Annotated in this window: 22 protein-coding genes and 1 tRNA gene; 10 read left to right on the top strand and 13 right to left on the bottom strand. The window is 71.5% G+C overall.

Annotated features, from left to right (window positions below; genetic code table 11):
* The first annotated feature begins 279 nt into the window (after window positions 1-279).
* Together AB0I10_RS04510 and AB0I10_RS04505 are read left to right on the top strand one after the other, a co-directional pair.
* Window positions 280-1,458 (top strand): ROK family transcriptional regulator, encoded by a 1,179-nt coding sequence (locus AB0I10_RS04510; protein WP_363150776.1) that lies wholly within the window; start codon window positions 280-282, stop codon window positions 1,456-1,458.
* Between the two features lie 134 nt (window positions 1,459-1,592).
* Complete coding sequence (locus tag AB0I10_RS04505) at window positions 1,593-3,143, top strand: M81 family metallopeptidase (protein WP_363150850.1); 1,551 nt, start codon at window positions 1,593-1,595, stop codon at window positions 3,141-3,143.
* A 68-nt stretch (window positions 3,144-3,211) separates the two neighbouring features.
* Here the strand turns inward: AB0I10_RS04505 and AB0I10_RS04500 are convergent, their stop codons facing one another.
* The 5 genes from AB0I10_RS04500 to AB0I10_RS04480 form a co-directional block, all read right to left on the bottom strand.
* The gene (locus AB0I10_RS04500; protein WP_363150774.1) at window positions 3,212-3,415 is read right to left on the bottom strand and encodes a cold-shock protein; all 204 of its coding nucleotides are present in this window, start codon (window positions 3,413-3,415) and stop codon (window positions 3,212-3,214) included.
* A gap of 124 nt (window positions 3,416-3,539) precedes the next feature.
* Window positions 3,540-4,826: an MFS transporter gene (locus AB0I10_RS04495; RefSeq protein ID WP_363150773.1), complete on the bottom strand. Its 1,287-nt coding sequence runs from the start codon at window positions 4,824-4,826 to the stop codon at window positions 3,540-3,542.
* Window positions 4,827-4,916: 90 nt separating this feature from the next.
* The gene (locus AB0I10_RS04490; protein ID WP_363150772.1) at window positions 4,917-6,071 is read right to left on the bottom strand and encodes an amidohydrolase family protein; all 1,155 of its coding nucleotides are present in this window, start codon (window positions 6,069-6,071) and stop codon (window positions 4,917-4,919) included.
* The gene (locus tag AB0I10_RS04485; protein ID WP_363150771.1) at window positions 6,071-7,471 is read right to left on the bottom strand and encodes a glutamine synthetase family protein; all 1,401 of its coding nucleotides are present in this window, start codon (window positions 7,469-7,471) and stop codon (window positions 6,071-6,073) included. Before AB0I10_RS04485 ends, AB0I10_RS04490 begins: the two co-directional genes overlap by 1 nt.
* Window positions 7,472-7,550: 79 nt before the next feature.
* Entirely contained in the window at window positions 7,551-9,614 is a 2,064-nt protein-coding gene (locus AB0I10_RS04480; protein WP_363150770.1) for a SpoIIE family protein phosphatase, read from the bottom strand.
* Window positions 9,615-9,958: 344 nt separating this feature from the next.
* Here AB0I10_RS04480 and AB0I10_RS04475 point away from each other — a divergent pair, with 344 nt between their 5' ends.
* The 5 genes from AB0I10_RS04475 (at window position 9,959) to AB0I10_RS04455 (ending at window position 14,841) form a co-directional block, all read left to right on the top strand.
* Window positions 9,959-10,294 carry a DUF427 domain-containing protein gene (locus AB0I10_RS04475; RefSeq protein ID WP_363150769.1) on the top strand — a complete coding sequence of 112 codons (336 nt, stop codon included), beginning with the start codon at window positions 9,959-9,961 and terminating at the stop codon, window positions 10,292-10,294.
* Between the two features lie 135 nt (window positions 10,295-10,429).
* Entirely contained in the window at window positions 10,430-11,389 is a 960-nt protein-coding gene (locus AB0I10_RS04470; RefSeq protein WP_363150768.1) for a metallophosphoesterase, read from the top strand.
* Window positions 11,390-11,435: 46 nt separating this feature from the next.
* Window positions 11,436-12,719: an MFS transporter gene (locus AB0I10_RS04465; protein ID WP_363150767.1), complete on the top strand. Its 1,284-nt coding sequence runs from the start codon at window positions 11,436-11,438 to the stop codon at window positions 12,717-12,719.
* Window positions 12,716-13,801, top strand: a complete 1,086-nt coding sequence (locus tag AB0I10_RS04460; RefSeq protein ID WP_363150766.1) for a hypothetical protein — start codon at window positions 12,716-12,718, stop codon at window positions 13,799-13,801. Before AB0I10_RS04465 ends, AB0I10_RS04460 begins: the two co-directional genes overlap by 4 nt.
* Window positions 13,802-14,088: 287 nt before the next feature.
* Window positions 14,089-14,841 carry a DUF309 domain-containing protein gene (locus tag AB0I10_RS04455; RefSeq protein ID WP_363150765.1) on the top strand — a complete coding sequence of 251 codons (753 nt, stop codon included), beginning with the start codon at window positions 14,089-14,091 and terminating at the stop codon, window positions 14,839-14,841.
* Window positions 14,842-14,859: 18 nt separating this feature from the next.
* Here AB0I10_RS04455 and AB0I10_RS04450 read toward each other — a convergent pair whose 3' ends face one another.
* From AB0I10_RS04450 to AB0I10_RS04425, 6 genes are all read right to left on the bottom strand, one after another.
* Window positions 14,860-16,149 (bottom strand): D-alanyl-D-alanine carboxypeptidase, encoded by a 1,290-nt coding sequence (locus AB0I10_RS04450; RefSeq protein WP_363150764.1) that lies wholly within the window; start codon window positions 16,147-16,149, stop codon window positions 14,860-14,862.
* A 199-nt stretch (window positions 16,150-16,348) separates the two neighbouring features.
* The gene (locus AB0I10_RS04445) at window positions 16,349-17,593 is read right to left on the bottom strand and encodes a cytochrome P450 (protein WP_363150763.1); all 1,245 of its coding nucleotides are present in this window, start codon (window positions 17,591-17,593) and stop codon (window positions 16,349-16,351) included.
* A 182-nt stretch (window positions 17,594-17,775) separates the two neighbouring features.
* Entirely contained in the window at window positions 17,776-18,996 is a 1,221-nt protein-coding gene (locus AB0I10_RS04440) for an MAB_1171c family putative transporter (RefSeq protein WP_363150761.1), read from the bottom strand.
* Window positions 18,989-19,588 carry a hypothetical protein gene (locus tag AB0I10_RS04435; protein ID WP_363150849.1) on the bottom strand — a complete coding sequence of 200 codons (600 nt, stop codon included), beginning with the start codon at window positions 19,586-19,588 and terminating at the stop codon, window positions 18,989-18,991. The genes AB0I10_RS04440 and AB0I10_RS04435 overlap by 8 nt, the downstream gene beginning before the upstream one ends.
* A gap of 79 nt (window positions 19,589-19,667) precedes the next feature.
* Window positions 19,668-20,186: a helix-turn-helix transcriptional regulator gene (locus tag AB0I10_RS04430; RefSeq protein ID WP_363150760.1), complete on the bottom strand. Its 519-nt coding sequence runs from the start codon at window positions 20,184-20,186 to the stop codon at window positions 19,668-19,670.
* A gap of 742 nt (window positions 20,187-20,928) precedes the next feature.
* Window positions 20,929-21,005: transfer RNA gene (locus tag AB0I10_RS04425), tRNA-Pro, on the bottom strand.
* 165 nt (window positions 21,006-21,170) lie between these two features.
* On the opposite strand from AB0I10_RS04425, the gene AB0I10_RS04420 reads away from it, so the two are divergent.
* The 3 genes from AB0I10_RS04420 to AB0I10_RS04410 all read left to right on the top strand — a co-directional run bounded on the left by AB0I10_RS04420 (window position 21,171) and on the right by AB0I10_RS04410 (window position 23,347).
* Window positions 21,171-21,464: a YiaA/YiaB family inner membrane protein gene (locus AB0I10_RS04420; RefSeq protein ID WP_363150759.1), complete on the top strand. Its 294-nt coding sequence runs from the start codon at window positions 21,171-21,173 to the stop codon at window positions 21,462-21,464.
* A 207-nt stretch (window positions 21,465-21,671) separates the two neighbouring features.
* Window positions 21,672-22,322 carry a transketolase gene (locus AB0I10_RS04415; protein WP_363150848.1) on the top strand — a complete coding sequence of 217 codons (651 nt, stop codon included), beginning with the start codon at window positions 21,672-21,674 and terminating at the stop codon, window positions 22,320-22,322.
* A 122-nt stretch (window positions 22,323-22,444) separates the two neighbouring features.
* Window positions 22,445-23,347 carry a transketolase gene (locus AB0I10_RS04410; protein ID WP_363150758.1) on the top strand — a complete coding sequence of 301 codons (903 nt, stop codon included), beginning with the start codon at window positions 22,445-22,447 and terminating at the stop codon, window positions 23,345-23,347.
* Between the two features lie 33 nt (window positions 23,348-23,380).
* On the opposite strand, the gene AB0I10_RS04405 is transcribed toward AB0I10_RS04410, so the two are convergent.
* Both AB0I10_RS04405 and AB0I10_RS04400 read right to left on the bottom strand, forming a co-directional pair.
* A complete protein-coding gene (locus AB0I10_RS04405; protein ID WP_363150757.1) occupies window positions 23,381-23,743 on the bottom strand; it encodes an MmcQ/YjbR family DNA-binding protein in 363 nt (120 codons plus the stop codon).
* A 59-nt stretch (window positions 23,744-23,802) separates the two neighbouring features.
* Window positions 23,803-24,726, bottom strand: coding sequence for an alpha/beta hydrolase (locus tag AB0I10_RS04400; RefSeq protein ID WP_363150847.1), 924 nt, complete (start codon window positions 24,724-24,726; stop codon window positions 23,803-23,805).
* Between the last annotated feature and the right edge of the window lie 234 nt (window positions 24,727-24,960).

The following is a 24,960-nucleotide window of genomic DNA, read 5'->3' as shown; positions in this document are numbered from 1 at the left end:
CAAAGTACGGACGGCCCTGAAAGGAAGTCAAGGGCTTGGCGCGACGGAGTCGCGGTTCGCCGAAGCAGTGCCAGGGTCTTGGCGGACGAACATGAACTGGGTTCTACTGTCAGCGAGTTACTCCCCTGACTTCGTTCGACCACCGAAACAAGTCCTGTCCCCCACACGTCCTTCCACGCGTTCTCCCACACGCCCTTCCACATGTTCCTCCACGCGTTCTCCCACACGTCCTCCCACACCGCTCCCATACCGCCCCCACCCCGAGCCGAAAGGCGCCCCATGACCGCCTCCGACGAGCTGCCCGGCTCCGCCGCGCATGTCCTCGAACTCGTCGCCAACGGCTCCGCCACCTCCCGCGCGGACCTCGTACGGGAATTGGGACTGGCCGCCTCCACCGTCTCCACCCGCGTCCAGGAGCTGGTCGACGCCGGGCTGCTGACCGAGTCCGGCCAGGGCGCCTCGCGCGGCGGCCGGCGCCCGCGGCTGCTGCGGGCCGCCGCCCAGGGGGCCGTCGCACTCGCCGCCGACCTGGGCAGCCATCACATCCGTACCGGCGCCGTAGGACTGACCGGCGCCGGCTTCGACATCGACGAGTACGCCTTCGACCTGACCGCCGGGCCCGAACCCGCCCTGGACGTGCTGGCCGAGCGGCTGGCGGAGCTGGCCGAGCGGCAGCGCACGGCCGGCCGGACCGTCCGCGGCGTCGGTGTCGGCTTCCCCGGCCCGGTGGACACCGACGGCGGACGGATCATCGCCCCGTCCCGGATGCCCGGCTGGCATCTGTTCGAGCTGCGCGACCGGCTCGCCGACCGCCTGGGCCTGCCGGTGCTGCTCGACAACGACGCCAATGTGCTGGCGCTGGGCGAACACCGCGCCGCCCACCCCAAGCTGCGCCATCTCGTCGTCGTCAAGGCCGGCCGCGGCATCGGATCCGGTGTCATCAGCCACGGCCGGCTCTACCGCGGGGCCCGCGGTTCGGCCGGCGACATCAGCCATGTCCGGGTCGGTACGGCTGCCGAACGCCCCTGCTCCTGCGGCAACATCGGCTGCCTGGAGACGGTGGCGAGCGGCGCCGCCATCGCCACCGCGCTGCGTGCCCGGGGCATCGCCGTCGACTCCACGACCGACATCCTCCGCCTCGTCGAGAACGGCGAACCGCATGCCACCACCCTCGTACGGCAGGCCGGCCGGGACATCGGCGCGGTGCTCGCCGTCGTCGTGAACTTCTTCAACCCCGAGGCGGTGATCCTGGGCGGCGCACTCTCCGGTGCGGAACCCCTGGTCGCCGCGGTACGCGGGATGCTCTACGAGCGCTGCCTGCCGATGGCGACCCGCGAACTCACCATCGACGCCGCGGCCGGCGGCCCGGACGCGGGGCTGCTCGGCGCTGGGCATGCCGCGCTGCGCGAGCTGGCCGCGGCGGACGGGCTGCGGGCGCCGGTCGCAGGGCGCGGCTGACCACGTCCCGGCCCACCCATGCCGATGCACATCCACGCCAACGCCCATCCATGCCAACCACTCGCCTGCACGGAAAGCGAGCCCGCATGACCACCCCCGAGACCACCCCGATGAGCACCCCTACATCCGCCCCCATGACCGCCCCCATGACCACCCCCCAGCCCCCCTCTCCCCCCGACCGCCGCCTTCGGATCGGTATCGGCGGTATGGCCATCGAGTCCAGCCAGTTCTGCCCGCACCGCTCGACATACGACGACTTCCGCGTCACCCGGGACGACGCGCTGCTGGCGCGCTACACCTGGACCCGGCCGGACGGCGATCTGGCGGAGTTGGTCGAGTGGGTGCCGCTGGTGCATGCCGTCGCGCTGCCCGGCGGTCCCGTCGAGCGCTCCACGTACGACCGCATCAAGAGCGAACTCACCGGCCGGATAAGGGAGTCGGGCCCGCTGGACGGCCTCGTGTACGACATCCACGGCGCCATGAGCGTTGTCGGCATGGACGACGCGGAGGCCGATCTCACCGACGCCGTACGCGCCGCCACCGGCCCCGGAACGCTGATCTCGGCCGCCATGGACCTGCACGGAAACGTGTCCCGCCGGTTCGCCGAGCGCCTCGATCTGCTGACCGCGCACCGCCTCGCCCCGCACGAGGACGCCTGGGAGACCCGGGAGCGGGCCGCCCGCAAGCTCGTCGAGCGGCTGGTCTCCGGGAGGGGGCGCCCGCACCGCGCCTGGGTACAGGTCCCCGTCCTCCTGCCCGGCGAGAAGACCAGTACCCGCCTCGAACCGGCCAAGTCGCTGTACGGACGGCTGACTTCGATCGAGGCGCTCGACGGGATCGTCGACGCGGCGATCTGGGTGGGCTACGCCTGGGCCGACGAGGAGCGCTGCCGGGCCGCCGTCGTGGTCACCGCGGACGATCCGGAACTCGCCGTCGCCCAGGCGGAGTCGCTGGCCCGGGAGTACTGGGACGTACGCCGCGACTTCGTCTTCGTCGGCCCGACCGGCGATGCCGACACCTGTATCGCCCGCGCCGTCGCCTCCCCCGCCCGCCCCTTCCTGATCAGCGACTCCGGCGACAACCCCACCGCGGGCGGGGCCGGCGACCTGGCGTATGTGCTCGGCCGGCTGCTGGCACACGAGGAGCTGGCCGACGGCCGGGTCACCGCGCTGCACCCGGGCATCACCGACCCGAAGGCCGTCGTCGCCTGCTTCGACGCGGGGGTGGGCGCCGAGGTCACGCTCGCCGTGGGCGGCCAGGTCAGCGCGGGCACCGGCCCGCACGCCGAGCCGTACGAGCTGACCGGCACCGTCACCGCCCTGGAAGGTTCATCGGTCCCCAACTCCGGTGCGCCACGCGGTAATCCGGCCTATGACGGCGGCGGCCTGACCGCTGCGGTCACCCGCGGCGGCGTGACGGTGGTGCTCACCGAGCGCCGCAAGCCGTTCCACACCCGCGCGGACTTCGGGGCGCTGGACCCGCTCTCGTACGACCTGGTGGTCGTCAAGATCGGTTATCTGGAGCCGGAGCTGTATGCGATGGCCGCGGACTGGTTGCTCGCGCTCACCCCGGGCGGGGTGGACCAGGATCTGCTGCGGCTGGGGCACCACAGGGTGCTGCGGCCGCTCTATCCGTTCGATGACGAGGGCTTTGAGGAGCCGGAGCTGAGGGCGGTGGTGCTGTAGCGGGTGCGGGCGGCTCGGACCGTTGCGCCTTCGCCTGTACCCTTTCGGCCCGCCGTTCGCGACAGGATTCAGCTCATCACCCTCACACGATCCGCCTGTGGCCCCTTCTGCCCCTGGGAGACCTCGAACTCGACCCGTTGGCCCTCTTCCAAGGCCTTGAATCCGTCCATATCGATCGCGCTGTAGTGGACGTACACGTCCTGTCCCCCGTCTACCGCGATGAATCCGTACCCCTTCTCGCCGTTGAACCACTTCACGGTGCCCTGAGCCATGGCGCTGTCCCTTGCTGGATGATGCTGGATGATGCTGGATGCCCAGTCGGGCACGGTAGTTCTACCCGCCCGGAATGCCGACCGCGCCGGTGTTCACCCGGACGGCGCCCCCAGGGGCGCAGGCTCATGGCTGCGGATCGCGCGCGTCGTAGCGGGCGAAGGCCCGCCGTCCGAGTCCGAGGGCGGTCACCACCAGGATGCAGGCGATGCCGCCGCCGACCACTGCGGTGGCCGGGGAGGTCAGGTCGGCCGCGGACCCGGCGAGGAAGTCGCCGAGGCGTGGGCCGCCCGCGACCACCACGATGAAGACGCCCTGGAGGCGGCCGCGCATCCGGTCGGGTGTCGCGGCCTGGAGCATGGTGCTGCGGAAGACCATCGAGACGGTGTCGGCGCAGCCGGCGACGGCGAGGAAGAACAGACCGAGCCACAGGTGCCGGGAGAGGCCGAAGCAGGCGATGGCCGCGCCCCAGGAGGCCACCGCGATCAGGATGGCCAGGCCGTGCCGGCGGATTCCGCCGAGCCAGCCGGAGAACAGCCCGCCCAGGACGGCGCCCACCGCGGGCGCGGCGACCAGCAGGCCGACGGTCTTGGCGTCCCCGGCGAACCAGAGCACGGCGATCGCCGGGAACAGTGCGCGGGGCTGGGCGAGCACCATCGCCGCCAGGTCGGAGAAGAACGTCATCCGCAGGTTGGGCCGGGTGGCCAGGAAGCGGAGGCCGTCCAGGACGGAGGCCCGGCGCCGCGGCCCGTCGTCCTGTTGGGGGCGCATGGAGGGCAGTCGCCACATGGCGTAGAGGGAGGCGCTGAAGGCCGCGACGTCGATCAGGTACGCGGCCTGGTAGCCCCAGAGGCCGACGATGACGCCGCCCAGCATCGGACCGCCCATCAGACCGAGGTTGCTGGTCAGCGAGTTGAGGGCGTTGGCGGCGGGCAGCTGCTCGGTCGGCAGCAGTCGCGGGATCATCGAGGAGCGGGCCGGGGAGTTCATCGCGAAGCAGACGGCCTGGAGGGCGACGACGGTGTAGAGGAGCCAGACGCGGTGGTAGCCGGCCAGCGCCGCGGTGGCCAGCACGATGGACATCACGGTCGCGCCCGTGGCGGAGAACAGGCCCAGTTTGCGGCGGTCGACGGTGTCCGCGATGGCGCCGCCGTACAGCCCGAAGACGACCAGGGGGATGAGGGAGCAGAGGCCGACCAGGCCGACGGAGAAGGTGGATCCGGTGATGGCGTAGACTTGGAGCGAGACCGCGAGCGCGGTCATCTGCTGGCCCATCCAGGAGATGGTGTTGCCGCACCACAGGCGGCGGTAGTCCGGGGAGCTGCGCAGTGGGGTCAGGTCCGCGAATATCCGGGAGCGCAGCGGTGTTCCGCCCTTTTCGGAGGTCGCGTCGGAAGTCGTTGTAGGGGCCACGCGGCGCAGTAAACCACGCTGTGCGAGAGCGGCGGGCAGCAGGGCGGGAAGAGCCGCGCACCCGGTGCGCCCCTTACCCCGCCGAACCGGTCACCGGCCCGGTCGGCCGCCCGGGAGGCGGTACACCCGCCGTGCGTTGTCCGCCGCGATCATCGCGCCGACCCGCCGGGCATCGTGCTCGGACCACGCCCCGGAGGCGGTCCAGTCGCCGAGTACCGAGGACAGGGCGGTACGGAAGAGGGCGCTGCCGACGGTGTAGAGCTCCGGGAGGCCGTAGGCGTCGGTGGAGAAAAGCAGCTTGCCGAAGGGGGCGAGTTCCAGGAATTCGGCGAGTACGGCGGCGGCGCGCGGGCCGGTGTGGGTGAGCGTCAGGCCGATGTCGGCGTAGACATGGGGGAAGACGCTCGCCAGGTAGGCGGCCTGGCGGTGGTACGGGTAGCAGTGCAGCAGCACCAGGTCCGTGCCGGTGTCGGCGGTGGCTCGGACGAGGCCGGTGAGCAGCGCCGGGTCGGCGTGGTCGAGGCGCAGGTCGGGGTCGCCGAAGCCGGTGTGCAGTTGGAGGGGGCGGCCGGTGGCGACGGCCAGCCAGATCAGGTGGCGCAGCAGGACCGGGTCGGTGAGGCGGGGCGGGCCGGCGGCCAGCCAGTCGCGGGCGGCGGTGTGTACGTCGTCGGAGGAGGGCGGCTCGGGGTCGAGGGCGAGCCCGTGGCGGTAGGCGGCGACGGTTTTGAAGGCGACGGCGGTGTGGGCCGCGTCCCGTACGGCGCGGTCGAGGGTGTCGGTGAATTCCTCGGCGTCGCGGGAGCCGGCCGCGACGCGTTCGGCCAGCGTCTCCAGCCGGACGACCTCGTATCCGGTGGCGCCGCCGGCCTCGGCGGTCTCGGCGGGCCCGGTGAGATCGCCGGGGAGGCCGGTGTCCAGGAGGTACGCGCCGATGCCGGTGGCGCCCAGCAGGCGGCGCCGGGTCTCGTCCGGGCCGAGGTCGCGGCGGCGTTGCAGGTACTGGTCGGGTGGGCAGTGGGCGGGCAGGCCGAGCAGCGGCGGGCACCAGCGGCGTACCGCGAAGCCGGCCTGGGTGTCGAAGAAGGTGGTGCCGGCCGCGGGCGGGCGGTCGGATTCGGTGAGGTACGCGGCGAACGTCCCGGGGTCCGGCTGGTGCCGGATCACGCCGTGGCAGTGGTGGTCCACCAGCGGCGGAAGCCCGTCATCGGGGCCGGGGCCCGGCCCCGGGGCGTTCGCGGTCATCACCAGCGCCAGCGGGTGGCGGCGGCGATCTCGTCGGCGTCGCTCTCGGCGAAGTGGGCCTCCTCGGCGCGCCGGACCGCGAGCACCGCGCCGTGCAGCACCTTGCCCAGCGCCTCGTGCAGCGGGGCCGACTTCTCCAGCCGGTCGGTGGCCTCGGTGAGGGTGGACGGCAGCCGGAGGATGCCGCGCCGGGCGCGCTCGCGGACGCCGAGGACGCCCGGGTCGCCGCGCTCCGGTGTGGGCAGCTGTGCCCCGGTCTCGATGCCGTGCAGTCCGGCGGCGATGACCGCGCCGACGGCGAGGTAGGGGTTGGCGGCCGCGTCGAAGGTCTTGACCTCGGCCTGGCCGCCGTCCGGGTCGTCGGCAGCGCCGGTGATCAGCCGCAGCGCCGCCTCGCGGTTCTCCAGGCCCCAGCACTGGTAGACGCCGGCCCATTGGGAGGGCTGCAGCCGCAGATAGCTGGCGGGTGAGGGGCAGCCGATGGCGAGGAGGGCGGGCAGGGCGCCCAGGATGCCGGCGAGGAAGGCCACCGCGTCGGGCGCCAGGCCCCATTCGGCGTCCGGGGTGCGGTGCAGGCTGGTGCCGTCGCGGTAGAGGCTGAGGTGGAGGTGGCAGCCGTTGCCGACCTGTCCGGCGACGACGGAGGGGGCGAAGGAGGCGCGCAGGCCGTGCCGGGTGGAGACGGCGCGGACGGTCTCGCGGACCAGCACCGCGTCGTCGGCGGCGCGCACCGGGTCGCCCGGTGCGGTGGTGACCTCGAACTGGCCCGGCGCGTACTCGGGGTGGACCTGGAGGACCTCGATGCCCTGGAGGGTCAGCGCTTCGGTGACATCGCGGACGTAGTCGGAGAGTTCGACGATGCGGGTCATGCCGTACGCGGGGCCCGCGCAGGGGTAGTCGAGGGGCTCGAACTCGCCCTCGGCCGCCGGGGTCAGGCTCGCGGGGGCGCGGGTGACCACCCACTCGGTTTCGAAGCCCATCCGCAGGTCGAGGCCGGCCTCGGTGGCCCGCTCGGCCATCCGGCGGGCGAACAGCCGCTGGCAGGCGGGATGCGGCTGCCCCTGCTGGTCGTAGCGGTCCACTGGGGCCCAGGCCCAGCCGGGTTGTGCGGCGAGCACGGTGACCCGGTCCAGGTCGGGGAAGAGCCGGAGATCGCCGTCGGGCCCGCCGAGATCGTCGGATTCGGTCATCGCGTCGTCGGAGGTGAAGACGTCGAAGACCGGCGACATCCCTACGCCCCGTTCCGCGGCATGCGCCAGACGCTGTGCCGGAATGGCCTTGACGCGCGTGATGCCCGCGTTGTCCACCCAGGTCAGGGCCACATTCCGGACGCCTTCGGCATCCAGCTGCGCCGCCAACTGGCGGGCGTCACCGCGCTGTTCCGCAGCCCGCGATCCCATAGAGCCGTCCTCACTTGGCCGTGCCGATCCCTCGGCGCCCGAATCCCGCTGTCGCCGGTGCGGCCCAGGGCCTCCCCGGTCACGGGCAGTTGAACTCGCACCATACGCACTTTCCTCCACCACGAGGTTCCACACCCCATACATCTGCCAGCCGGTCCACCAGCAGCAGCCCGCGGCCGGAGACCCCGGCCTCGCCCGGTTCGCGGCGCCGCGGCAGGCTGCTGGACTGGTCCTCGACCTCCAGGCGCAGGCGCCGTTCGGCGCTGTGCGGCATCCGGATGTTGACCACCGCCTCACCGTCGGTGTGCAGCAGGGCGTTGGTGATCAGCTCGTCGGCCACCAGCTCGATCTCGTCGGAGCGCTCCCGTGCGCCCCAGGCGCGTACCGCGGCCCGGATCATGTGCCGGGCGGCGGACAGGGCTTCGGGGTCGGCGGGGGCGATGTGCTGCCGGAACCGTCCGACGGTGTCGTGCTCCGGGACGCCGAGGCGGCGCAGCAGGAGCAGCGCCATATCGTCCTCGCCGGTCCGGCCGTACGCCGATTCGCAGAGGCAGTCGGCGAGTTGCTGGACATCCTGGGGTCCGTCACGGACCTCCCGGGCCAGGTCCCGCATACCGTCGTCGAGGTCGATGCCGGGCTCTTCGATGAGGCCGTCGGTGCACAGCAGCAGGGTGTCGCCGGGGGCGAGGTGGACGGTGGTGACGGGGTAGTCGAGCCGTCGGAATTCGGAGGAGATGCCGAGCGGCAGCCCGCCGGCCACCGGCAGCCGGCGGCAGATCCCTTCGGCGTGCCGGAGCAGCGGGTCGATGTGCCCGGCGCGGACGAACCGGGCCGCGCCGGTGCTCAGGTCGGCGTCGACGTAGATGCAGGTGGCGAAGCGGTCGGTCTCCAGCTCGTTCAGGAAGGCGGAGGCCCGGCCCATGACGGTGGCGGGCGCGTGGCCTTCGGCGGCGTAGGCGCGCAGCACGATCCGCAGCTGTCCCATGAGCGCGGCGGCCTGGGTGTCATGTCCCTGGACGTCGCCGATGACAGCGGCGACCCGGCCGTCGGGCAGCGGAATCACGTCGTACCAGTCGCCGCCGATGTCCCGGCCCATCCGGCCGGAGCGGTAGCGGACCGCGATCTGGGCGTCCGGGACGCCGGGGATGCGGCGCGGCAGCATGGCCTGCTGGAGGCCGGCGGCCAGGTCGTGTTCCTGGTCGTAGAGCATGGCGCGGGCGAGGCTCTGCGCGATGCTGCTGCCGAGCGCGACCAGGACGTTGCGCTCCTGGCCGCGGAAGTCGCTCTCGCGCTCGAAGAACAGGCCGATCACGCCGATCGGGCGGCCCTGCGCGATCAGCGGCAGATACGCGGCGGAGCCGATGTTCAGCGGTTCGATGGCCGGCCACAGCCGGGGCCAGCCGTTGCGGAATTCGGCGCGGCTGCGGACGTAGCGCGGGGCGAGGGTGCGGACGACCTCGCTCATCGGGAATTCGTCGCCGACCCGGGTGTATTCCAGGTCGGGCACAAAGCTGCCCGCCTTGCCTTCGGAGACCAGCCGGATACGGCCGGCCTCGACGAGGCCGAGGATGACGTTCTCCGCGCCCAGCCGGCTCAGGCCCTGCTCGTCGGCGAGTACGGCGATCACCTCGCCGACGGTCCTGGCGTGTGCGAGGGCGGCGGTGGTGCGCTCGACGACGCTGGTGTGCCGTCGGCGCTCCTCATCGACCGCGAGCCGCTCGGCCGCCTGGGTGTATTCGTCGCTGGCGTCACGGACCACGCCGATGATGCGGCGGGGCCGGCCGGTCTCGTCGCGGCGGATGCTGCCCTGGGCGTGGGTCCAGCGCAGTTCGCCGTCCCGTAGCCGGACCCGGAAGTAGGCGCCGTAGGAGTGACTGCCGTCCTTGAGGGCGCGGGCGACGAGGGCGTCCAGGCGGGCGGCCTCGGTGGACGGTACGCGGCAGCTGAGCGTTTCCGGGCGGTCGTTGTACTCGCCCGGAAGCATGTCGAACACTTCCAGGGCGTGCGGGTCCATATGCATCAGCCCGCTGTCGAGGTCCCAGTCGAAGCCGCCCATGCCGTTGAGGGCAAGGGTCAGGTCCGGGTGGGCGGGCCAGTCGTCCGGCACCGACACGGTGGGCTGCTTCGCTGCCCGGTCAGCCATGTCGTCACTTTGCCACATTCACCCGGATTGCGGCGTGTCCACCCGACCGTCCGGCCTCGCCCACCGCACTCCTGACCCCCTCCGGCGATTCCCGGGATGTCACGGACCGTGTCCGGCAGGTGACCGACGGGTCGGCTGCGGCCGTCGTGAATTCGCCCGCCGGATCGCGCGGACCCGCCGGCTCCCTGGAGCGGCCCTCGCCACCGCCCGAGCGCGTGCCGGCGCCCGAGGGCGGCCGCCCCTCTCCCGCGCGCCACTCGCCGGCACCACCCCACCTGGTGCCACCCTGGGAAAGACCACGAGACCAGACCACCTTCATCGGCCACCGATGGGAAGCGAGCGCCATGACCACCACCAAAGGCCACCGCATCGAGATCAAACAAGGCACCGACCACATCCGCGTCGCCAACAACGGCCAACTGCTCGCCGACAGCCGCCGTCCACTCCTCCTCTCCGAGACCGGTTATCCGGTGCGCTACTACCTGCCGCCCGAGGACGTACGGACCGAGCTGCTGACACCTTCCGAGACGCGCACCTTCTGCCCATTCAAGGGAACCGCCTCCTATTGGTCACTTGCCGGTGGCCCGGAGGACATCGTGTGGGCCTACCCTGAGCCGCGCCCCGGGGTCGCTCAGATCAAGGACCATCTCTGCTTCTACGAGGTCGAGTTGGCGCAATAGCGGTAGTCCGGAGCGCCGGAAACCCACCTGGTAGGAAAGTTTCCTAACAATAATCCTCCGCCTCCTTGACGCGTACATGCGGGAGCGTCAGGATTCCTCGGAACGGCTCCCCCACGCCGACACCAGGAGACGGATATGACGTCCACCCCTCGCGCCAAGAAGCCTCTGCTCGGCAACCCCCGCTTCGGGATTCCCGCCGCCGCGGGCGCCGCACTCGCGCTCGTCGGCGGCGTCGCACTGTGGTCGACCGCCGGCCGCGCGGACGCCGCCCCCGACCGGGCTCCGGGCGCGCACGCCGCCGGATTCACGGCCGTCGCCGCGGGCGACATCGCCGAGAAGTGCACCGCGAGCGACAGCGGCTGCGAACACCCCAAGACCGCGGCGCTGGTGAAGGAGATCAACCCCGCGTTCGTGCTCACCATGGGCGACAACCAGTACGACGACGCCCGACTCAAGGACTTCCAGAGGTACTACGACAAGAGCTGGGGCGCCTTCAAGGACAAGACGCGCCCCGTCGCCGGCAACCACGAAACATACGACCCGGACGGTGAACTGGCGGGCTACAAGGCGTACTTCGGCTCCATCGCCTACCCCGACGGCAAGAGCTACTACAGCTTCGACCAGGACAACTGGCACTTCATCGCGCTGGACTCCAACAGCCTGGACTCCGCGCAGCTCGACTGGCTCAAGTCGGACCTCGCCGCCAACTCCAAGAAGTGCGTGGCCGCTTACTGGCACCACCCGCTGTTCTCCTCCGGCGAGCACGGCAACGACCCGGTCAGCCGGCCGGTCTGGAAGCTGCTCTACGACGCCAAGGCCGAACTGGTCCTCAACGGTCACGACCACCACTACGAGCGCTTCGCCCCGCAGGACCCGGACGGCAAGGCCGACAAGGCCGGGCTGGTCGAACTCCTCGGCGGGACGGGCGGCGCCAACCCGTACAAGATCGAAGAGGTCCAGCCGAACAGCGAGAAGCGGCTGACCGACACCTTCGGCGTGGTGAAGCTGAACTTCACCGACACCGGCTTCTCCTGGGACCTGGTCGGCACGGACGGCGGCACGAAGGACAGCAGCCCGTCCTACGAGTGCCACTGAGCCCCGGGGCCACCGGTATCCGGGACCCATGGGCCAGGTCTGATTGATGTATCTCGCAACCACGGACGCGGCCGCCGCGGCGGCAAAGGTGACGCGCGGCCGCGTCGGCGGCCCGGTCCTCGCCCTCGGCGCGGTCAGCCTCGTCACCGACATCTCCTCCGAGATGGTCACCGCGGTGCTGCCCCTCTACTTCGTCCTTCAACTGGGGCTGTCACCACTCCAGTTCGGCTTTCTCGACGGCCTCTATAACGGCGTTACAGCCTTCGTCCGGCTGCTGGGCGGGCAGGCCGCCGACCGCGGTGGACGGCACAAGCTCGTCGCCGGATCCGGCTACGCGCTGTCCGCGCTGTCCCGCCTCGGGCTGCTGCTCTCGGGCGGCGGCACCGTCGGCATCGGCGCATCGCTCGCCGCCGACCGCATCGGCAAAGGCGTACGGACCGCCCCGCGCGATGCCCTGATTTCGCTCAGCGCCCCGCCGGACGCACTCGGCCGTGCCTTCGGCGTGCACCGCGCGATGGACACCACCGGCGCCCTCCTCGGGCCGCTCGCCGCATTCGCCCTGCTGTGGGCCACCGCCGACGCATACGACGCCGTCTTCGTCGTCAGCTTCTGCTTCGGTCTGCTCGGCGTGCTGATGATGATCGCCTTCGTACCGGGGCGGGCCGCGCTGCCCACACACCACCAGGCGCCGACCGCCGCGCCCCGCCCGCGCGCACGGCTCCTCGCGCCACTACGCGATCCCGCCTTCCGGCGCATCTGCGGGGCGGCGGCGCTGCTGGGCGCGGCGACCATCGGCGACTCGTTCCTCTATCTGCTGCTGCAGCGCCGGCTGGACTTCGCGGTGAGCTGGTTCCCCCTGCTGCCGCTGGGATCGGCAGCGGTCTATCTGCTGCTGGCGGTGCCCGCCGGGCGGCTCGGTGACCGCATCGGCCGCCGGATCCCGTTCCTGTGCGGGCATGCCGCGCTGCTCGGCGCCTATGTCCTGCTGCTGACGACGGACGCGGGCATGGTTCTGCTAGTGGGTGTACTGCTGCTGCTCGGCGTGTTCTACGGGGCCACCGACGGCGTACTGATGGCGCTCGCCGGCCCGGTGCTGCCTGCCGCCCGGCGGGCGAGCGGGATGGCCCTGCTGCAAACGGGACAGGCGCTGTGCCGCCTGCTGGCAGCCGCCGGCTTCGGGGCCGCCTGGACGCTGTGGGGCACCCGTCCGGCGCTGATCGCCGCCGTCGTCGCACTGGCCGTGGCACTGGCGGCGGCCGCCGTCCTGCTCCCCCGCCCGGCCGGTCCCGACCACCCTGCCCACCCGAAAAGGGAGCCGTCCCGCGGATGAACCCACTGAACCCAGCGCAAGAGGATCCGCCCGTTCCGAAGCGCGTGTCCCGGTCGCTCTCCCTGCGCGCCCGGATCATCGCGGTGGCGGTCGCCGCCGCGGTCCTCGCCACCGTCGCCGTCGTCTACACCGTGGGCGCCGCCCGGCGCGCCGAACCCGCCGACGCCCGCTCGGCCTTCGGCCTCGACCACGGCCGCCTGTACTTCCGCAGCACCGGCGCCGGGGCAGGCCGGGTGGCCAGGCTGCCTGCCCCGGGCGCCGGGGCGGGAACGGCGGCCCACGCAGCGGCCCACGCTCCCGGGCCGGACCACCGCACCACCGGCGGCCCCGCCTGCGAACGCTTCTACGCGGCGGCGGGCACCGGCCTGTGCCTGCAACGCCGTCCGGGTATCCCGCCCAGGTCGTACGCCGTCGTCCTGGACAGCCGGCTGCGCGAGAAGCGGCGTATCGCGCTCACCGGCATACCCAACCGGGCCCGGGTCTCGGCCTCCGGCCGGATGCTGTCCTGGACGATGTTCGCCACCGGGGACTCGTACGCCACCACGTCGTTCTCCACCCGCACCTCGATCCTGGACACCCGAACCGGCTACCTGATCAAGAACATGGAGGAAATTCCGCTCACCCTCGACGGCCGCCGCTATCACTCGCCCGACGTCAACTACTGGGGCGTCACCTTCGCCCGCGACGACAACCGCTTCTACGCCGCCGTCTCGACGAAGGGGAAGACCTACCTCGTCCAGGGCGATATGCGGAAATGGGCCGCCCACACCCTCCGCGAGAACGTCGAATGCCCCTCCCTCTCCCCCGACAACACCCGTCTCGCCTTCAAGAAGCGGGTCCGCGACGGCGCCACCGCCCCCTGGCGGCTGTACGTTCTGGACCTGCGCACCCTGCGCGAACACCCGGTCGCCGAGACACACAGCGTGGACGACCAGGCCGCCTGGCTGGACGACCGCACGCTCGCCTACGCCCTGCCGGGGGACGACGGCCGGGCCAGCGACATCTGGACCGTGCCGGCGGACGGCCGCGGCGCCCCGTCCCTTCGCGTACCGGACGCCTCGTCACCCGCACAGGTCCCGTAGGGGACAGCCGGGCAAGTCCCCATGACGAGTAAGCACCCATGACGGGTAAGCCCCCATGACCGTGAAGTCCCCATGCCTCCCCGTTCGTTCGCGTCGTGGGCGTTGTCAGTGGCGGGTGGCACCATCGAACGCATGACGCCGTCGATCACCGAGTCCCGGGTCCGCGTGGAGAGATGGCTCGCCGCGTACACACCGGTCACGTCCGCCGCACCGGCTCCGCCGGTGGAATCCCCGGAAGTCGACGCCCCACGGCGACGCGGGCACGGCACGCGGCGCACAATCGAAGGGTGAGCGACGACGCGGAGGAAACGAACGACAGGCCCGGCGAGCGGGGCACCGGCGGCTTCGGCGGCTCGGGCGGCGATCCGGCCTGCTGGCTGGACCAGGTCTGTGACGCCTGCGGCCGGATCCGTGAACGGCCCGGCAGTGCGGTGTGCGAGCACTGCGGCGCCGGGGCCGGCAGCGCACCGGCGCCTACCGCAGCCACGCCGCCTCGCGCTCCGGGCCGCCCCGCCGTCCGCAGGGACCGGGACGAGCAGGGCCGGGCCCGCAGCGCCCGGCCGCGCGACGGGCTCGGACGCCCGCTGCCGTACGGCTCCCCAGGCGTGGCGCGGCAGCCGGAGGGCGTGCCCCGTACGCCGGCCGAGTCGCTGGCGGAGGCTCAGCGGCTGCTCGACGCCGGGATGCCGTTCCATGCGCACGAGGTACTGGAGGACGCCTGGAAGGCGGCGCCGGAGCCGGAGCGCGAGATGTGGCGCGGACTCGCCCAGCTCGCCGTGGGCCTCACCCACGCCGCACGCGGCAATGCCTCCGGCGCGACGGCGCTGCTGGACCGGGGCACGGCCGCCATCACGCCGTACGCGGACGCCGCCCCGTACGGCATCGACATCACCGGACTGGCGGACTGGGCCGGGGAGCTGACGGGGCGGCTGAGCGAGCGTCCGCGGGAACCGGTCCCCGCGGCCAAGACGGCACCCCGGCTGCGCGGCACCGACGGCCGGGCCGACCCCGGCCCCGCCACCGACGCCACCGACAGCTGACGCTCGGCCCCGCCGTCGCTACTCCGAAGCCCCGTCCCCTGGCGCGCCCCGGCGGCGGAGGCGCAGCCGCCAGGCGAGCATCCCGCCGCCCACGCCGAGCAGGGCGGAGCCGATGCCGGTACCGGCGGCGATGGCGGGGCGGTAGGGCAGTCCGTCCCGGGGGTCGGCCTCGGTGCTCCGAGCGGCGAGGCCGAACCGGACATCCTCGGAGGGCCGAGGTGCGTTAGTGGTCCGTACGGTCTCGGTGGGCCGAGTGGCCTCAGTGGTGGTCCGCGCGGCTTCAGTGGTGCTCCGCGCGGTCACCGTGCCGAGCGCGGCACCGTGGGCGTAGTCGGCGGGCACACTACGCACGGCGGGCAGTGTGCCGACCGGCTGGGCCCTCCCGACGTGTCGGAAGCCCCAGTTCAGCAGCGAACGGGCTTCCTCGAAGACGCCGTTGGCCTCTCCCGACTGCGGATTCATCACGGTGACCAGCAGGGTGCGGCCGTCCCGCCGGGCGGCGGCGATCAACGTGTTGCCGGCCTCGGTGGTGTAGCCGGTCTTGACGCCGATGATGCCGCGGTAGATGGCGACGCCGTGGGAGCCGGTGAGCAGGCGGTTGGTGTTCTCGATCGTGGTACCGCCATTGCTGGGGAACTGTGCACGGGCGGTGCGGCAATAGCGCGCGAAGTCGTCGTTGGCGAGCCCGGCGCGGGCGAAGACCGTCAGGTCGTACGCCGAGGACACCTGGCCGGGCGCGTCGTAGCCGTCCGGGGACTTCACCGTCGTATCGCGCGCCCCGAGCTTGCGGGCGATTTTCTGCATCTCTCGCGCGGTGGTCTGCCAGCCGCCGTTCATCGACGCCAGCACATGGACGGCATCGTTGCCGGAGGGCAGGAAGACGCCGCGCCACAGGTCGCCGACCGCGTACCGCCGGCCCTTCTGGACGCCGACGAGGCTGCTGCCGACGCCGATGCCTTCGAGGTCGTCGGCGCTGACCCGGTGGATGGCGCCGGCCGAGAACTTCGGCAGGACGGTGACTGCGAACAGCGTCTTGATGGTGCTGGCCGGGGCGAGTCTGCGGTGCGGGTGCTTGGCGGCGAGGATGTCCCCGCTCTCCGCGTCGGCCACCGTCCACGACAGAGCGGACAGCCCGCGCGGCAACTGCGCCGCACCGGACGCGGCCGCCCGTTCCTCGTCCGGCGCGGGCCGTGTGCCCGTCGGCCCGTCGGGATGAGCCCCGGCAGGCCCGGCCAGCATCGAGACACCGACCGCGGCGATCACCGCCACGGCACCGGCCTTCTTGGACACACGCGCGTCAATTGACATGCCGTCAGGCTAGGAACGGCCACCACGGCGCGCAGCGCGGCTGCGCCAGTCGGCCCAAGGAAGCCACTTGCGCATCGGTGTGTCGCATCTGCAAAGAACGACCCGCCCGGTGCGACGGGGGATGCACACCGGGCGGGTCACAAGACCTTTCTACCGCATCCGGGAACGGTTACGCCTCAAAAGCTTGTTCGTTTGCCGATTACCAGGTCACGGGGAGCGAAATCAAGCCACGCGCGCGCAGCGCCCGCCGGTGCCTCAACTCACCACGCGGGACGTCCAGCCGCAGTCCCGGGAAGCGGCTGATGAGTGCGCCGAGCGCGGTCTCCGCCTCCATGCGGGCCAGCGGGGCGCCGAGGCAGTAGTGGATGCCGTGCCCCAGCGCGAGGTGCCCGGAGAGGTCGCGGCCGCGGTCCAGCGTGCCGGGGTCGGGGAAACGGCCCGGGTCGCGGTTCGCGGACGCGATCGAGAGCAGCACACTCTCCCCGGCCGGGATCCGTACCCCGCCGATCTCCACGTCCTCCTTGGGGAAGCGGCGGATCGCCAGCGGCCCGGGACCGTCGTACCGGAGGAACTCCTCCACAGCGGGCCGCAGTTCGGCCGGATCGCGGCGCAACTCGTCGAGCTGCTCGGGGTGATCGAGCAGGGTGAGCACGGCGTTGCCGATGAGGTGGACGGTGTTCTCATAGCCGGCGAAGAGGATCAGGAAGGCGAGCGAGGTCAGCTCGTCCTCGGTGAGCCGGTCACCGTCCGGCCCGGCACCGGATGCGCCGTCCCCGGCTCCCGGTTCGTCCCGCACCGCGATCAGATCCGACAGCAGGTCGTCGCCCGGCTCCGCGCGCTTGGTCGCGATCAGACCGGTGTAGAACTCCAGCATCGACCCGATCGCCTCCTTCATCAGGTGCGGCCGGCTGGGATCCGGCGTGACGAGGGCATCCGTCCAGGCCCGGAAGTCCCGGCGGTCGCCCTGCGGGACGCCGAGCAGATCGCAGATCACGGTGATCGGCAGCGGTCCCGCGTAGTCGGCGATCAGGTCCGCGCGGCCGTTCTCCGCCATGGCGTCCAGCAGGTCGTCCGCGACCCGTCGTACGGGCTCACGCAGCGCATCGACCCGCCCCGGGGTGAAGGCCTTGACGACCAGGCGGCGTACCCGGGTGTGGTCCGGCGGGTCCATGTTCAGCAGGTTGGCGTCCAGCGCGGGCGGCAGCGAGAAGCCGCGGTAACCGCCGGGCGTGGCATGCCGCTTGTCCAGGGAGAGCCGCGGATCGGCGAGCGCGCGGCGGACGTCGTCATAGCGGGTGACCAGCCAGGCGGGGTTGCCGTCCATGCCGGTGATCCGGTGTACGGGTCCCGCCTCGCGCAGGGCGGCGTAAGCGGCATGGGGATCGTCGAGGAGGGGGGTCACATCGATGGGGTCATCGGGGCCGGTCTCGGCGGTGTTCTGCATGGAGCCCGACTTTAGACGAGCAGATCGGACGGCCTGTCAGGCGGACCTCGGGGGCACGGGCCCGGCCGGTCGGTGCCCTGGGTGACACGCGGGCGGCATCGGCCCGTACGAACCGATGCCGCCCCTGTGGCGTGGGTAGCCCGGACCCCCGTACCGGGCCACCCCGTCTGTGTGGTCGCCGCTCAGCTGCGGGACACCGAGCTGCGCTGCCGCAGCTCGGTGAGCACCGTCTCGACCAGCGACGAGTGGTAGACATCCGCGACCAGCGCCAAGTGCTCGTACTCCTGGCCCAGTTCGGCCGGTTCGATGCCCGTGGCGACCACCACGCTGTCGGCGCCGTGGGCGGGCACATGGCCCACCGCGCGGTTCTCCAGCCCGCGGCGGAGCGCCGCCGCCTCCGCGACGGCCGCCAGCTGCCGGTCGTCCAGCGAGACCGCGCGGGCCCGCTCGCGCGCGACGTCGACGGCGTCGGACTCCACATGGCTGCGGATGCCGCGCTGTACGTCCCGTATCTCCGCCATCTGCCGGTTGGCCCGCCACTCCAGGTCGGCGAACGGCCACCGTACGGACCACGCCGACCGTTCCATCGTGACCTCGGGGGTCTCCTCGGTGACGGTCCGCCAGAGCGGGGAGAGGCGGCGCAGCCGACGCCAGGCGGCGGCCCGGGGCCCGGCGGCCGGCAGCGCGAATCCGGTGAGGACGAGGAGCGCCGCGACGGAGGCACTCAGCGGGGCCACGCCGTTGGAGAGCCAGAGCGCTTCGTGGCCCGCCCAGGACAGGACGAAGCCGATCACCTTGCAGGCGCAGTAGACGAGGCCGAGCCAGCAGCCCGCGGCCAGCACCCGGAGCCCGCGCGCCAGCCACGACCGGCCGAGCCGTGCGGCGTAGCGCGGGCAGAGCATGCCGAGGCCCGCCAGGCTCGATCCGAAGATGGCCAAATACAGCACCAGGAACAGCATGACTCCGGGAGAGCCTGTGTAGGCGGTGCTGAAGTCCCGGGGATGCTCGACGGCGTCCGGCCGTCCGACGGCGAAGCCGGTGACCGCCACCGCCCATAGCGCGGCCACACCCCCGACCGCGGCGCGCGCTTTGGCCCGGGCGCGGGCCCGAGCGGCGTCGCCCTCACCTGCCGTCCACCTCAGCAGCAGCACCAGCGCGCCCGCGGCGAACACCACGACGGAGGAGTAGAGGAAGACCATGGCGAGGTTGGCCACACCGACCAGCCGGTCGAACCAGCGGTAGAGGCTGGGCGCGGAGAAGAGAAAGACCGTCGCCACACCGCCGGTCATCACACAGGCGAGCCCCAGGTCCGCGTTACGGCGGTCACGGAACCAGGCGACGGCTTTGTACCCGACGATCACCCAGGCGGCGGCAGCGAAGCAGAGATAGATGGCGTCAAACACGTGGCCCCCCGGCGACGCCGTCCGCCTCGTGGTCGCTGCCGGCCAGGCCGCCGCCCTGCTGGCGCCTGATGTGCTGCAACGCGGGCCCGAGGGCCGCCGCCAGTTCGGCCGCCTGCCCCTCCAGGGGGAGTTCACGTTCCTCGGCCGACGGCGCCACCCGCTCCATGAGCAGCGTGCCCAGCACCTCGGTCTCCCGCTCGGCGAGATTGTCGTAGCCGTGGTGCCGCGCGAAGCCCATCGTCAGGCCCATCCGCCGCATCGCGGTGGCGGCATCGACCGACGGCGTCCACATCTTCAGCGCGTCCTCGGTAATGGCCGGATCCTGACCGTGCCCCAGAAGGAGGTGACCCAGCTCGTGCAGCACGATGTGCGCCTGATGCCACGGCGACGTCTTGAGCTCGAAGAAGACCCAGTAGCCGTAGTCCGTGGCGGCGGTCATGCCCGAGACCACACCGCCCAGGCTCATCGGCACCATGTGGACGGGCCGTTCCACACGCGTGGCAACGATGTCGCACATCCCCCGCAGATCGATCGAGGCGGGCAGCTCCAGCTCCTTGATGAGCTGCTTGCACCGCCTGCGCATCTGCCCCACTCTCATGCTCGTCCCGTCCTCGGCTCCGGTCCGCCGCCAGGTAGAGAAAATCCGGTCGCGTTCCGCTGTCGGCAACAGGTCACTCACCACGCTGATCACCACTTTGACCACCGCTCCGACCATCGCGGTCACCCTGATCCGGCGGATCGGCCGGCAGATTCATCTGCTGCCGGAACTGGGAGATGATCGTCGTCAGACTGTCCTGCACCTCCGGCGGCAGGCCGACGGAGCGCAGCGCGATGGCGCGTACCCGCTGGTCCCGCATGGCGGCGAGAAAGCGGACCTCTTCCTCCACCCGCGCGGCCTGCGGCTGTGAGAGGTCGCCCAGCAGATAACCCACCGGTACGGCAAAGAACTTGGCCAGCGCGCGCAGCAGCTCCGGACTCGGGTTGGTGCGCCTGCCGTTGCGCAGCATCGACAGATACTGCTCGGTGACCTTGACCCCGCCGTATTCCGCCGCCCCGCCGCTGATCTCGTCGGCCACAAAGGCGTTGGTGTACGGGGCCCCGGGCGGATGCATGTTGGCGAAGAGATGATTCAGCCGCTCCGCGAGCACACTGCCCGCCCCCTTGGACCGACCGTCGCCCCCCACTGCCATGCCACCGCCCCTTGAACTCCTGCAGACTGCTCCGGACCCCAACACATCCAACCGGCGCGGCAGCGCCCCCATTCCCCGGGATTCCCGGGGACTTCACCGCCCCCGCGTCCCGCCACCGCGTCGCGGCCCAATGGACCAAGCCCAACGAGCAGTTAAGACCACCGGGACCGCGTCACCCATCCTTTCACGTGAGGAACAGGCCGCACCAGTCCACATACGGACAGTGAGGATGGCCCCGACTTAACCAGGAGTTGAGTGAGACAGCGGCCAAGGAAAGCCAGACACACCTTTTTGCCTGTTCATCGCGTACGCGACAGTCGCCGCCTCGGCTCAGGCCCACCCGCGAGGCTCCCGCACGCATCCCCCTGTCGGCCATCGATCGCAAGGCGACGATCACGGTCCGCGAGAACCAGAACTGGACCAAACCGACCGACAAGGGTCACCGGCACCGTCCCCGTGGGTCACGTGCTCGCTGTGCAGGTGCAGGTTCTCCACCGCTCGAAGGAGGAGTCCGACGAGGGGACGCTCTACAACTTCACGGGCATCGTGATCAAGGAATCATGATCACGGAGGAGAACGCGTAGCGAGGAGGGAAACGCGCAACGAGGAGGGGAACCCGTAACGAGGAGTACGAGTGCAACGTCGGCCTCCATGATCTTGCCGTGGTCATGGATACCGACGTCGCCATAACAGAAAGGCCGTTTCCCCCTTACGAGGAAACGGCCTCCGACCTGCAAATCGCTGGTCGGGACGACAGGATTTGAACCTGCGACCCCTTGACCCCCAGTCAAGTGCGCTACCAAGCTGCGCCACGTCCCGATGCGCGCCCCATCCGGGACATTCCCCGGCTGACCGCGCATGAGAACAATACCGCATGTCAGAGGGTGGGCGTTGCCATATTCCGGCCGCGGTGCGGCGGTCGGCCGGGCCGAGATGAGTACCCGTACTCATGCGCCCGCGTCACGGCGCCGCCACGCTACGCGCATGACTACTCCATCGATTCAGCGGCCGACGACCACGGCATTCTTCGTGCAGGCTGCGATCTCGTTCGGGCTGTCGCTGGTGGCGCTGATCATCGGGATCATCAAGTTGCCGGTGGGGCCCTGGGAGCGCGGGTTTCTCGCGCTCGGCCTGGTCTTCGTGGTGTCCTCGGCGTTCACGCTGGCCAAGTGCATACGCGACCGCCAGGAGGTCGCGGAGGTGACGAACCGGGTGGACAAGGCCCGGATCGACAAGATCCTCATCGAGCAGGACGTCTTCAACCCGGGGCAGGTCTGATTCAGGGGGGGCCACCATCCCGGCTTGACCTCAAGATCCCGACTTGACCTCAAGCGCGCTTGAGGTTGCAGGCTCTGTCGTATGACGAACGCGACGACGGACACGACCACCACCACGACGGACGCCCTCGCCACCCGCGCCACGGTGGCCGGCGCGTACGTGCCCACGCGCACCGAGCCGATCGGATTCGATGAACTGCCGGGCCTGATGAGCCTGATGACGGGCGATGAGAAGCACGGTCCGGCCGCCACCTCCACCCTCGACGCGGTCTGGGTGCTCTACGACCGGGTGCTGCGGGTCTCCCCCGGCACCGTCGCCGACCCGGACCGGGACCGCTTTCTGCTCTCCAAGGGGCACGGCCCGATGGCCTATTACGCGGTGCTGGCCGCGAAGGGCTTCTTCCCCGCCGACTGGCTGCCGGGCTTCGGCTCGTACGACTCCCCGCTCGGGCACCACCCGGACCGGGTGCTGGTGCCGGGTGCCGAGATCGGCAGCGGATCGCTGGGGCACGGGCTGCCGCTGGCCGTGGGCACCGCGCTCGGGCTGCGGGCGCAGGGCCGCCCCGGGCCGGCCGTCTGGGTGCTGATCGGCGACGCCGAGCTCGACGAAGGCAGCAACCACGAGGCGCTGGCCTACGCCGGCGCCGCCGGACTGGATCGGCTGCACACCCTCGTCATCGACAACTCCTCCGCCACGCACGGCTGGCGCGGCGGCATCGCCTCCCGCTTCGAGGCCGCGGGCTGGTCCGCGACGGCCGTCGACGGCCGCGACCACCAGGCACTGTACGAGGCCTTCAGCGCGCCGCACCCGGGCCGTCCGCACGCGGTGGTCGCGCGCGTCGAGCCCAAGGACGGCTGACCGGACCGCCGCCCCTCATTCCCCGTATCCGGATCAAGACTTCGCCCGATCAAGACTTCGCCCAACCCAGATTTCTCCCGACCAGGACTTCTCCCGACCAGGACTTCGAAAGGGTTTCAGTGATGGACACCATGCGTGAGCGCTTTGCCTCGGTCACCTCGCGGCTGCTGGACGAGGACCCGCGGCTCGCGGTCGTACTCGCCGAGATCGGCAAGGACGGCTTCGCCGATGCGGCACAACGGCATCCGGAGAGGGTGGTGAATGTCGGAATCAGGGAACAGCTGCTGGTCGGAGTGGGCGGCGGGCTGGCACTCACCGGCCTGCGCCCGGTCATGCACACCTTCGCCAGCTTCCTGGTGGAGCGCCCCTTCGAGCAGGTGAAGCTGGACTTCGGCCACCAGGGCGTGGGCGGGGTGTTGGTGAGTGCCGGCGGCTCGTACGACTGGCCGAGCGGCGGCTTCACCCATATGGCGCCCGGTGATGTCGGTCTGCTCGACACGCTGGACGGTTGGACCGTGCATGTCCCCGGCCATCCGGACGAGGCGGAGACCCTGCTGCGCGAGGCCGCCGCGGCCGGCGACGACAAGGTGTATGTGCGGTTGTCGGTGCAAGTCAACGAGGCACCGCGGCCGGTGGACGGGGCCCGCTTCCTGACCTTGCGGGAGGGGCGCGGCGGGGTCGTGGTGGCGGTCGGGCCGATGCTGGACCCGGTGCTCGCCGCGACCGAGGGGCTGGATGTGACGGTGCTGTACGCGACGACGGTGCGCCCCTTCGACGCCGAGACGCTGCGGGCCGCTACCGGGGCGGCCGATGCCGCGGAGGTGGCGGTCGTGGAGCCGTATCTCGCGGGGACCTCGACGCGCTTCGTGACCGAGGCGCTGGTGGACCGGCCGCACCGGGTGCTGGGGCTCGGCGTCGGCCGCCGGGAACTGCGGCGCTACGGGCAGCTCGACGAGCACCTGGCGGGGCACGGCCTCGACCCGCGCGGGCTGCGCGAGAGCATCGCCGGATTCCTGGGGCGGTAGCGCGGCGGTCCGCTCCCGGGGGCTCGCGGGCAGTCAACAGGCCTCCTCCTCCCAGGGTTCGGGGCACGCGTCGGCGAGTTTGCGCGGGGCGGCCAACCGCCAGGCATCGGCGAGGATGCTCCGTAGCTCCGCCGCATCGTCCAGCGCGCCGAGCCGCGCCCGCAGCCAGGCGTACGAGTCGTCGTGGCCGGGGGTGAGGAAGAACTTCTCCGGTTCGGCCGCTATCAGCTCCTGACGGTCCTCCTTGGGACACTTGAAGCCCATCGAGGCGTCGTCGTCGGCGAGCGCGGCGAAGATCTTGCCGCGGACGCGGAAGGTGGGCGCGCCCCAGGCGAGCTTCTCCTCCGTCTCCGGGAGGGCGAGCGCGTACGTACGGACATCGTCAGCGGTGACCATGCTCCCGACGGTAGCGGGCCCCACTGACAACGCGACCCGGCCAGAGCGGCGCCAGGGGCTCAGATGTGCTTGTCCAGCCACGCCAGCAGATCGTCCTGGACCTCGTCGCGATGGGTCTCGTTGAGGATCTCGTGGCGGGCGTCCGGATAGGCCTTCCAGGTGAGGTCGCGGGTGCCGAGATAACGGAAGTCCTCCAGCAGTTCGTAGACCAGGGTCATCCGCTGGTGGCAGGGGTCCTGGTCGCCGACGGCGAGGTGGACGGGCAGTCCGCGCGGGATGCGGGCGAGGTTGCCGGGGTCGTTGATCTTGCGGATGGCCCGTACCCAGTCGACGGCCAGGCCCGCGCAGAACGGGAATCCGCAGTCCTCGTCGGCGACATAGCGGTCCACCTCGGCCGCGTCGCGGGAGAGCCATTCGAAGCCGGTGCGGTGGGTGAAGGCGTCGTTGAAGGAGCTGAAGGTGCGGGGGATGAATGCGGAGAGGTGGGTGCGCCCGTGTTCGGCGATCTCCTCCTCCAGTTCGGCGACGGAGGTGTCGAGCTCCGCGCCCGGCAGTGTGCGGAACGTCCCGGTGAGGATCAGTCCGGCGAGGTCGGCGCCGTACTCCTGGGCGTAGTCGCGGGCCAGCATCGAGCCCATGCTGTGGCCGAGCAGGACCAGGGGGACTCCGGGGTGGGCGGCGGCCGCGTGGTCCCCGATGCCCTTGAGGTCGGCGACGATCGCCCGCCAGGCGTCCTCGCCGACCACGCCGCGGCCTCCGGTGGAGGCGGCGGTACCACCGTGGCCCCGGTGGTCGGAGGCGATGACGCCATAGCCGTGACCGGCGAGGAAACGCGCGAACCGGTCGTAGCGCCGGCCGTGTTCCGCGGCGCCATGGGCGATCTGGACGAGGGCGCGCGGATGGCCGGACTCCGGGAGCCATGTGTAGGTGGCGATGCGGGCGCCGTCGGGGGCCTGGTGGAAGTCCTGCTGCATGGGCTGCATGGCGTCGGCCATGGCGTCATCTCCTGGCTGCGGTCGGTTGCTGACGAGACGTCGGTTGCCCACTCTCTCCCTCTCCGCGACCGCGCGCCAAGGGGCGCGCTTGGCGGGTTGCCCGCGCACTCGGCCGGCGTGACACGATCAGTCGGTTCGCTTCCGGCGTCTGTGCCGCAACTCCCTGTCCCAGGAGGAAAGTTGGATACCACGGACCGTTTTGAACCTTCCTGTGAGAACGCG

It is taken from the genome of Streptomyces sp. NPDC050636 (assembly GCF_040654775.1).
Classification (GTDB): domain Bacteria; phylum Actinomycetota; class Actinomycetes; order Streptomycetales; family Streptomycetaceae; genus Streptomyces.
Note: the sequence above shows the minus strand (reverse complement) of the source record. Positions and strands in the feature narration are given on the sequence as shown.

What these genes read in the sequence shown, in the direction of transcription:
- AB0I10_RS04410 (WP_363150758.1), top strand. Translation starts at nt 22,445, where the DNA reads ATGGACACCATGCGTGAGCGCTTTGCCTCGGTCACCTCGCGGCTGCTG.
- AB0I10_RS04420 (WP_363150759.1), top strand. Translation starts at nt 21,171, where the DNA reads ATGACTACTCCATCGATTCAGCGGCCGACGACCACGGCATTCTTCGTG.
- AB0I10_RS04400 (WP_363150847.1), bottom strand. Translation starts at nt 24,726, where the DNA reads ATGCAGCCCATGCAGCAGGACTTCCACCAGGCCCCCGACGGCGCCCGC.
- AB0I10_RS04450 (WP_363150764.1), bottom strand. Translation starts at nt 16,149, where the DNA reads ATGTCAATTGACGCGCGTGTGTCCAAGAAGGCCGGTGCCGTGGCGGTG.
- AB0I10_RS04415 (WP_363150848.1), top strand. Translation starts at nt 21,672, where the DNA reads ATGAGCCTGATGACGGGCGATGAGAAGCACGGTCCGGCCGCCACCTCC.
- AB0I10_RS04465 (WP_363150767.1), top strand. Translation starts at nt 11,436, where the DNA reads ATGTATCTCGCAACCACGGACGCGGCCGCCGCGGCGGCAAAGGTGACG.
- AB0I10_RS04430 (WP_363150760.1), bottom strand. Translation starts at nt 20,186, where the DNA reads ATGGCAGTGGGGGGCGACGGTCGGTCCAAGGGGGCGGGCAGTGTGCTC.
- AB0I10_RS04460 (WP_363150766.1), top strand. Translation starts at nt 12,716, where the DNA reads ATGAACCCACTGAACCCAGCGCAAGAGGATCCGCCCGTTCCGAAGCGC.
- AB0I10_RS04510 (WP_363150776.1), top strand. Translation starts at nt 280, where the DNA reads ATGACCGCCTCCGACGAGCTGCCCGGCTCCGCCGCGCATGTCCTCGAA.
- AB0I10_RS04480 (WP_363150770.1), bottom strand. Translation starts at nt 9,614, where the DNA reads ATGGCTGACCGGGCAGCGAAGCAGCCCACCGTGTCGGTGCCGGACGAC.
- AB0I10_RS04445 (WP_363150763.1), bottom strand. Translation starts at nt 17,593, where the DNA reads ATGCAGAACACCGCCGAGACCGGCCCCGATGACCCCATCGATGTGACC.
- AB0I10_RS04405 (WP_363150757.1), bottom strand. Translation starts at nt 23,743, where the DNA reads ATGGTCACCGCTGACGATGTCCGTACGTACGCGCTCGCCCTCCCGGAG.
- AB0I10_RS04490 (WP_363150772.1), bottom strand. Translation starts at nt 6,071, where the DNA reads ATGACCGCGAACGCCCCGGGGCCGGGCCCCGGCCCCGATGACGGGCTT.
- AB0I10_RS04475 (WP_363150769.1), top strand. Translation starts at nt 9,959, where the DNA reads ATGACCACCACCAAAGGCCACCGCATCGAGATCAAACAAGGCACCGAC.
- AB0I10_RS04470 (WP_363150768.1), top strand. Translation starts at nt 10,430, where the DNA reads ATGACGTCCACCCCTCGCGCCAAGAAGCCTCTGCTCGGCAACCCCCGC.
- AB0I10_RS04500 (WP_363150774.1), bottom strand. Translation starts at nt 3,415, where the DNA reads ATGGCTCAGGGCACCGTGAAGTGGTTCAACGGCGAGAAGGGGTACGGA.
- AB0I10_RS04485 (WP_363150771.1), bottom strand. Translation starts at nt 7,471, where the DNA reads ATGGGATCGCGGGCTGCGGAACAGCGCGGTGACGCCCGCCAGTTGGCG.
- AB0I10_RS04505 (WP_363150850.1), top strand. Translation starts at nt 1,593, where the DNA reads ATGACCGCCCCCATGACCACCCCCCAGCCCCCCTCTCCCCCCGACCGC.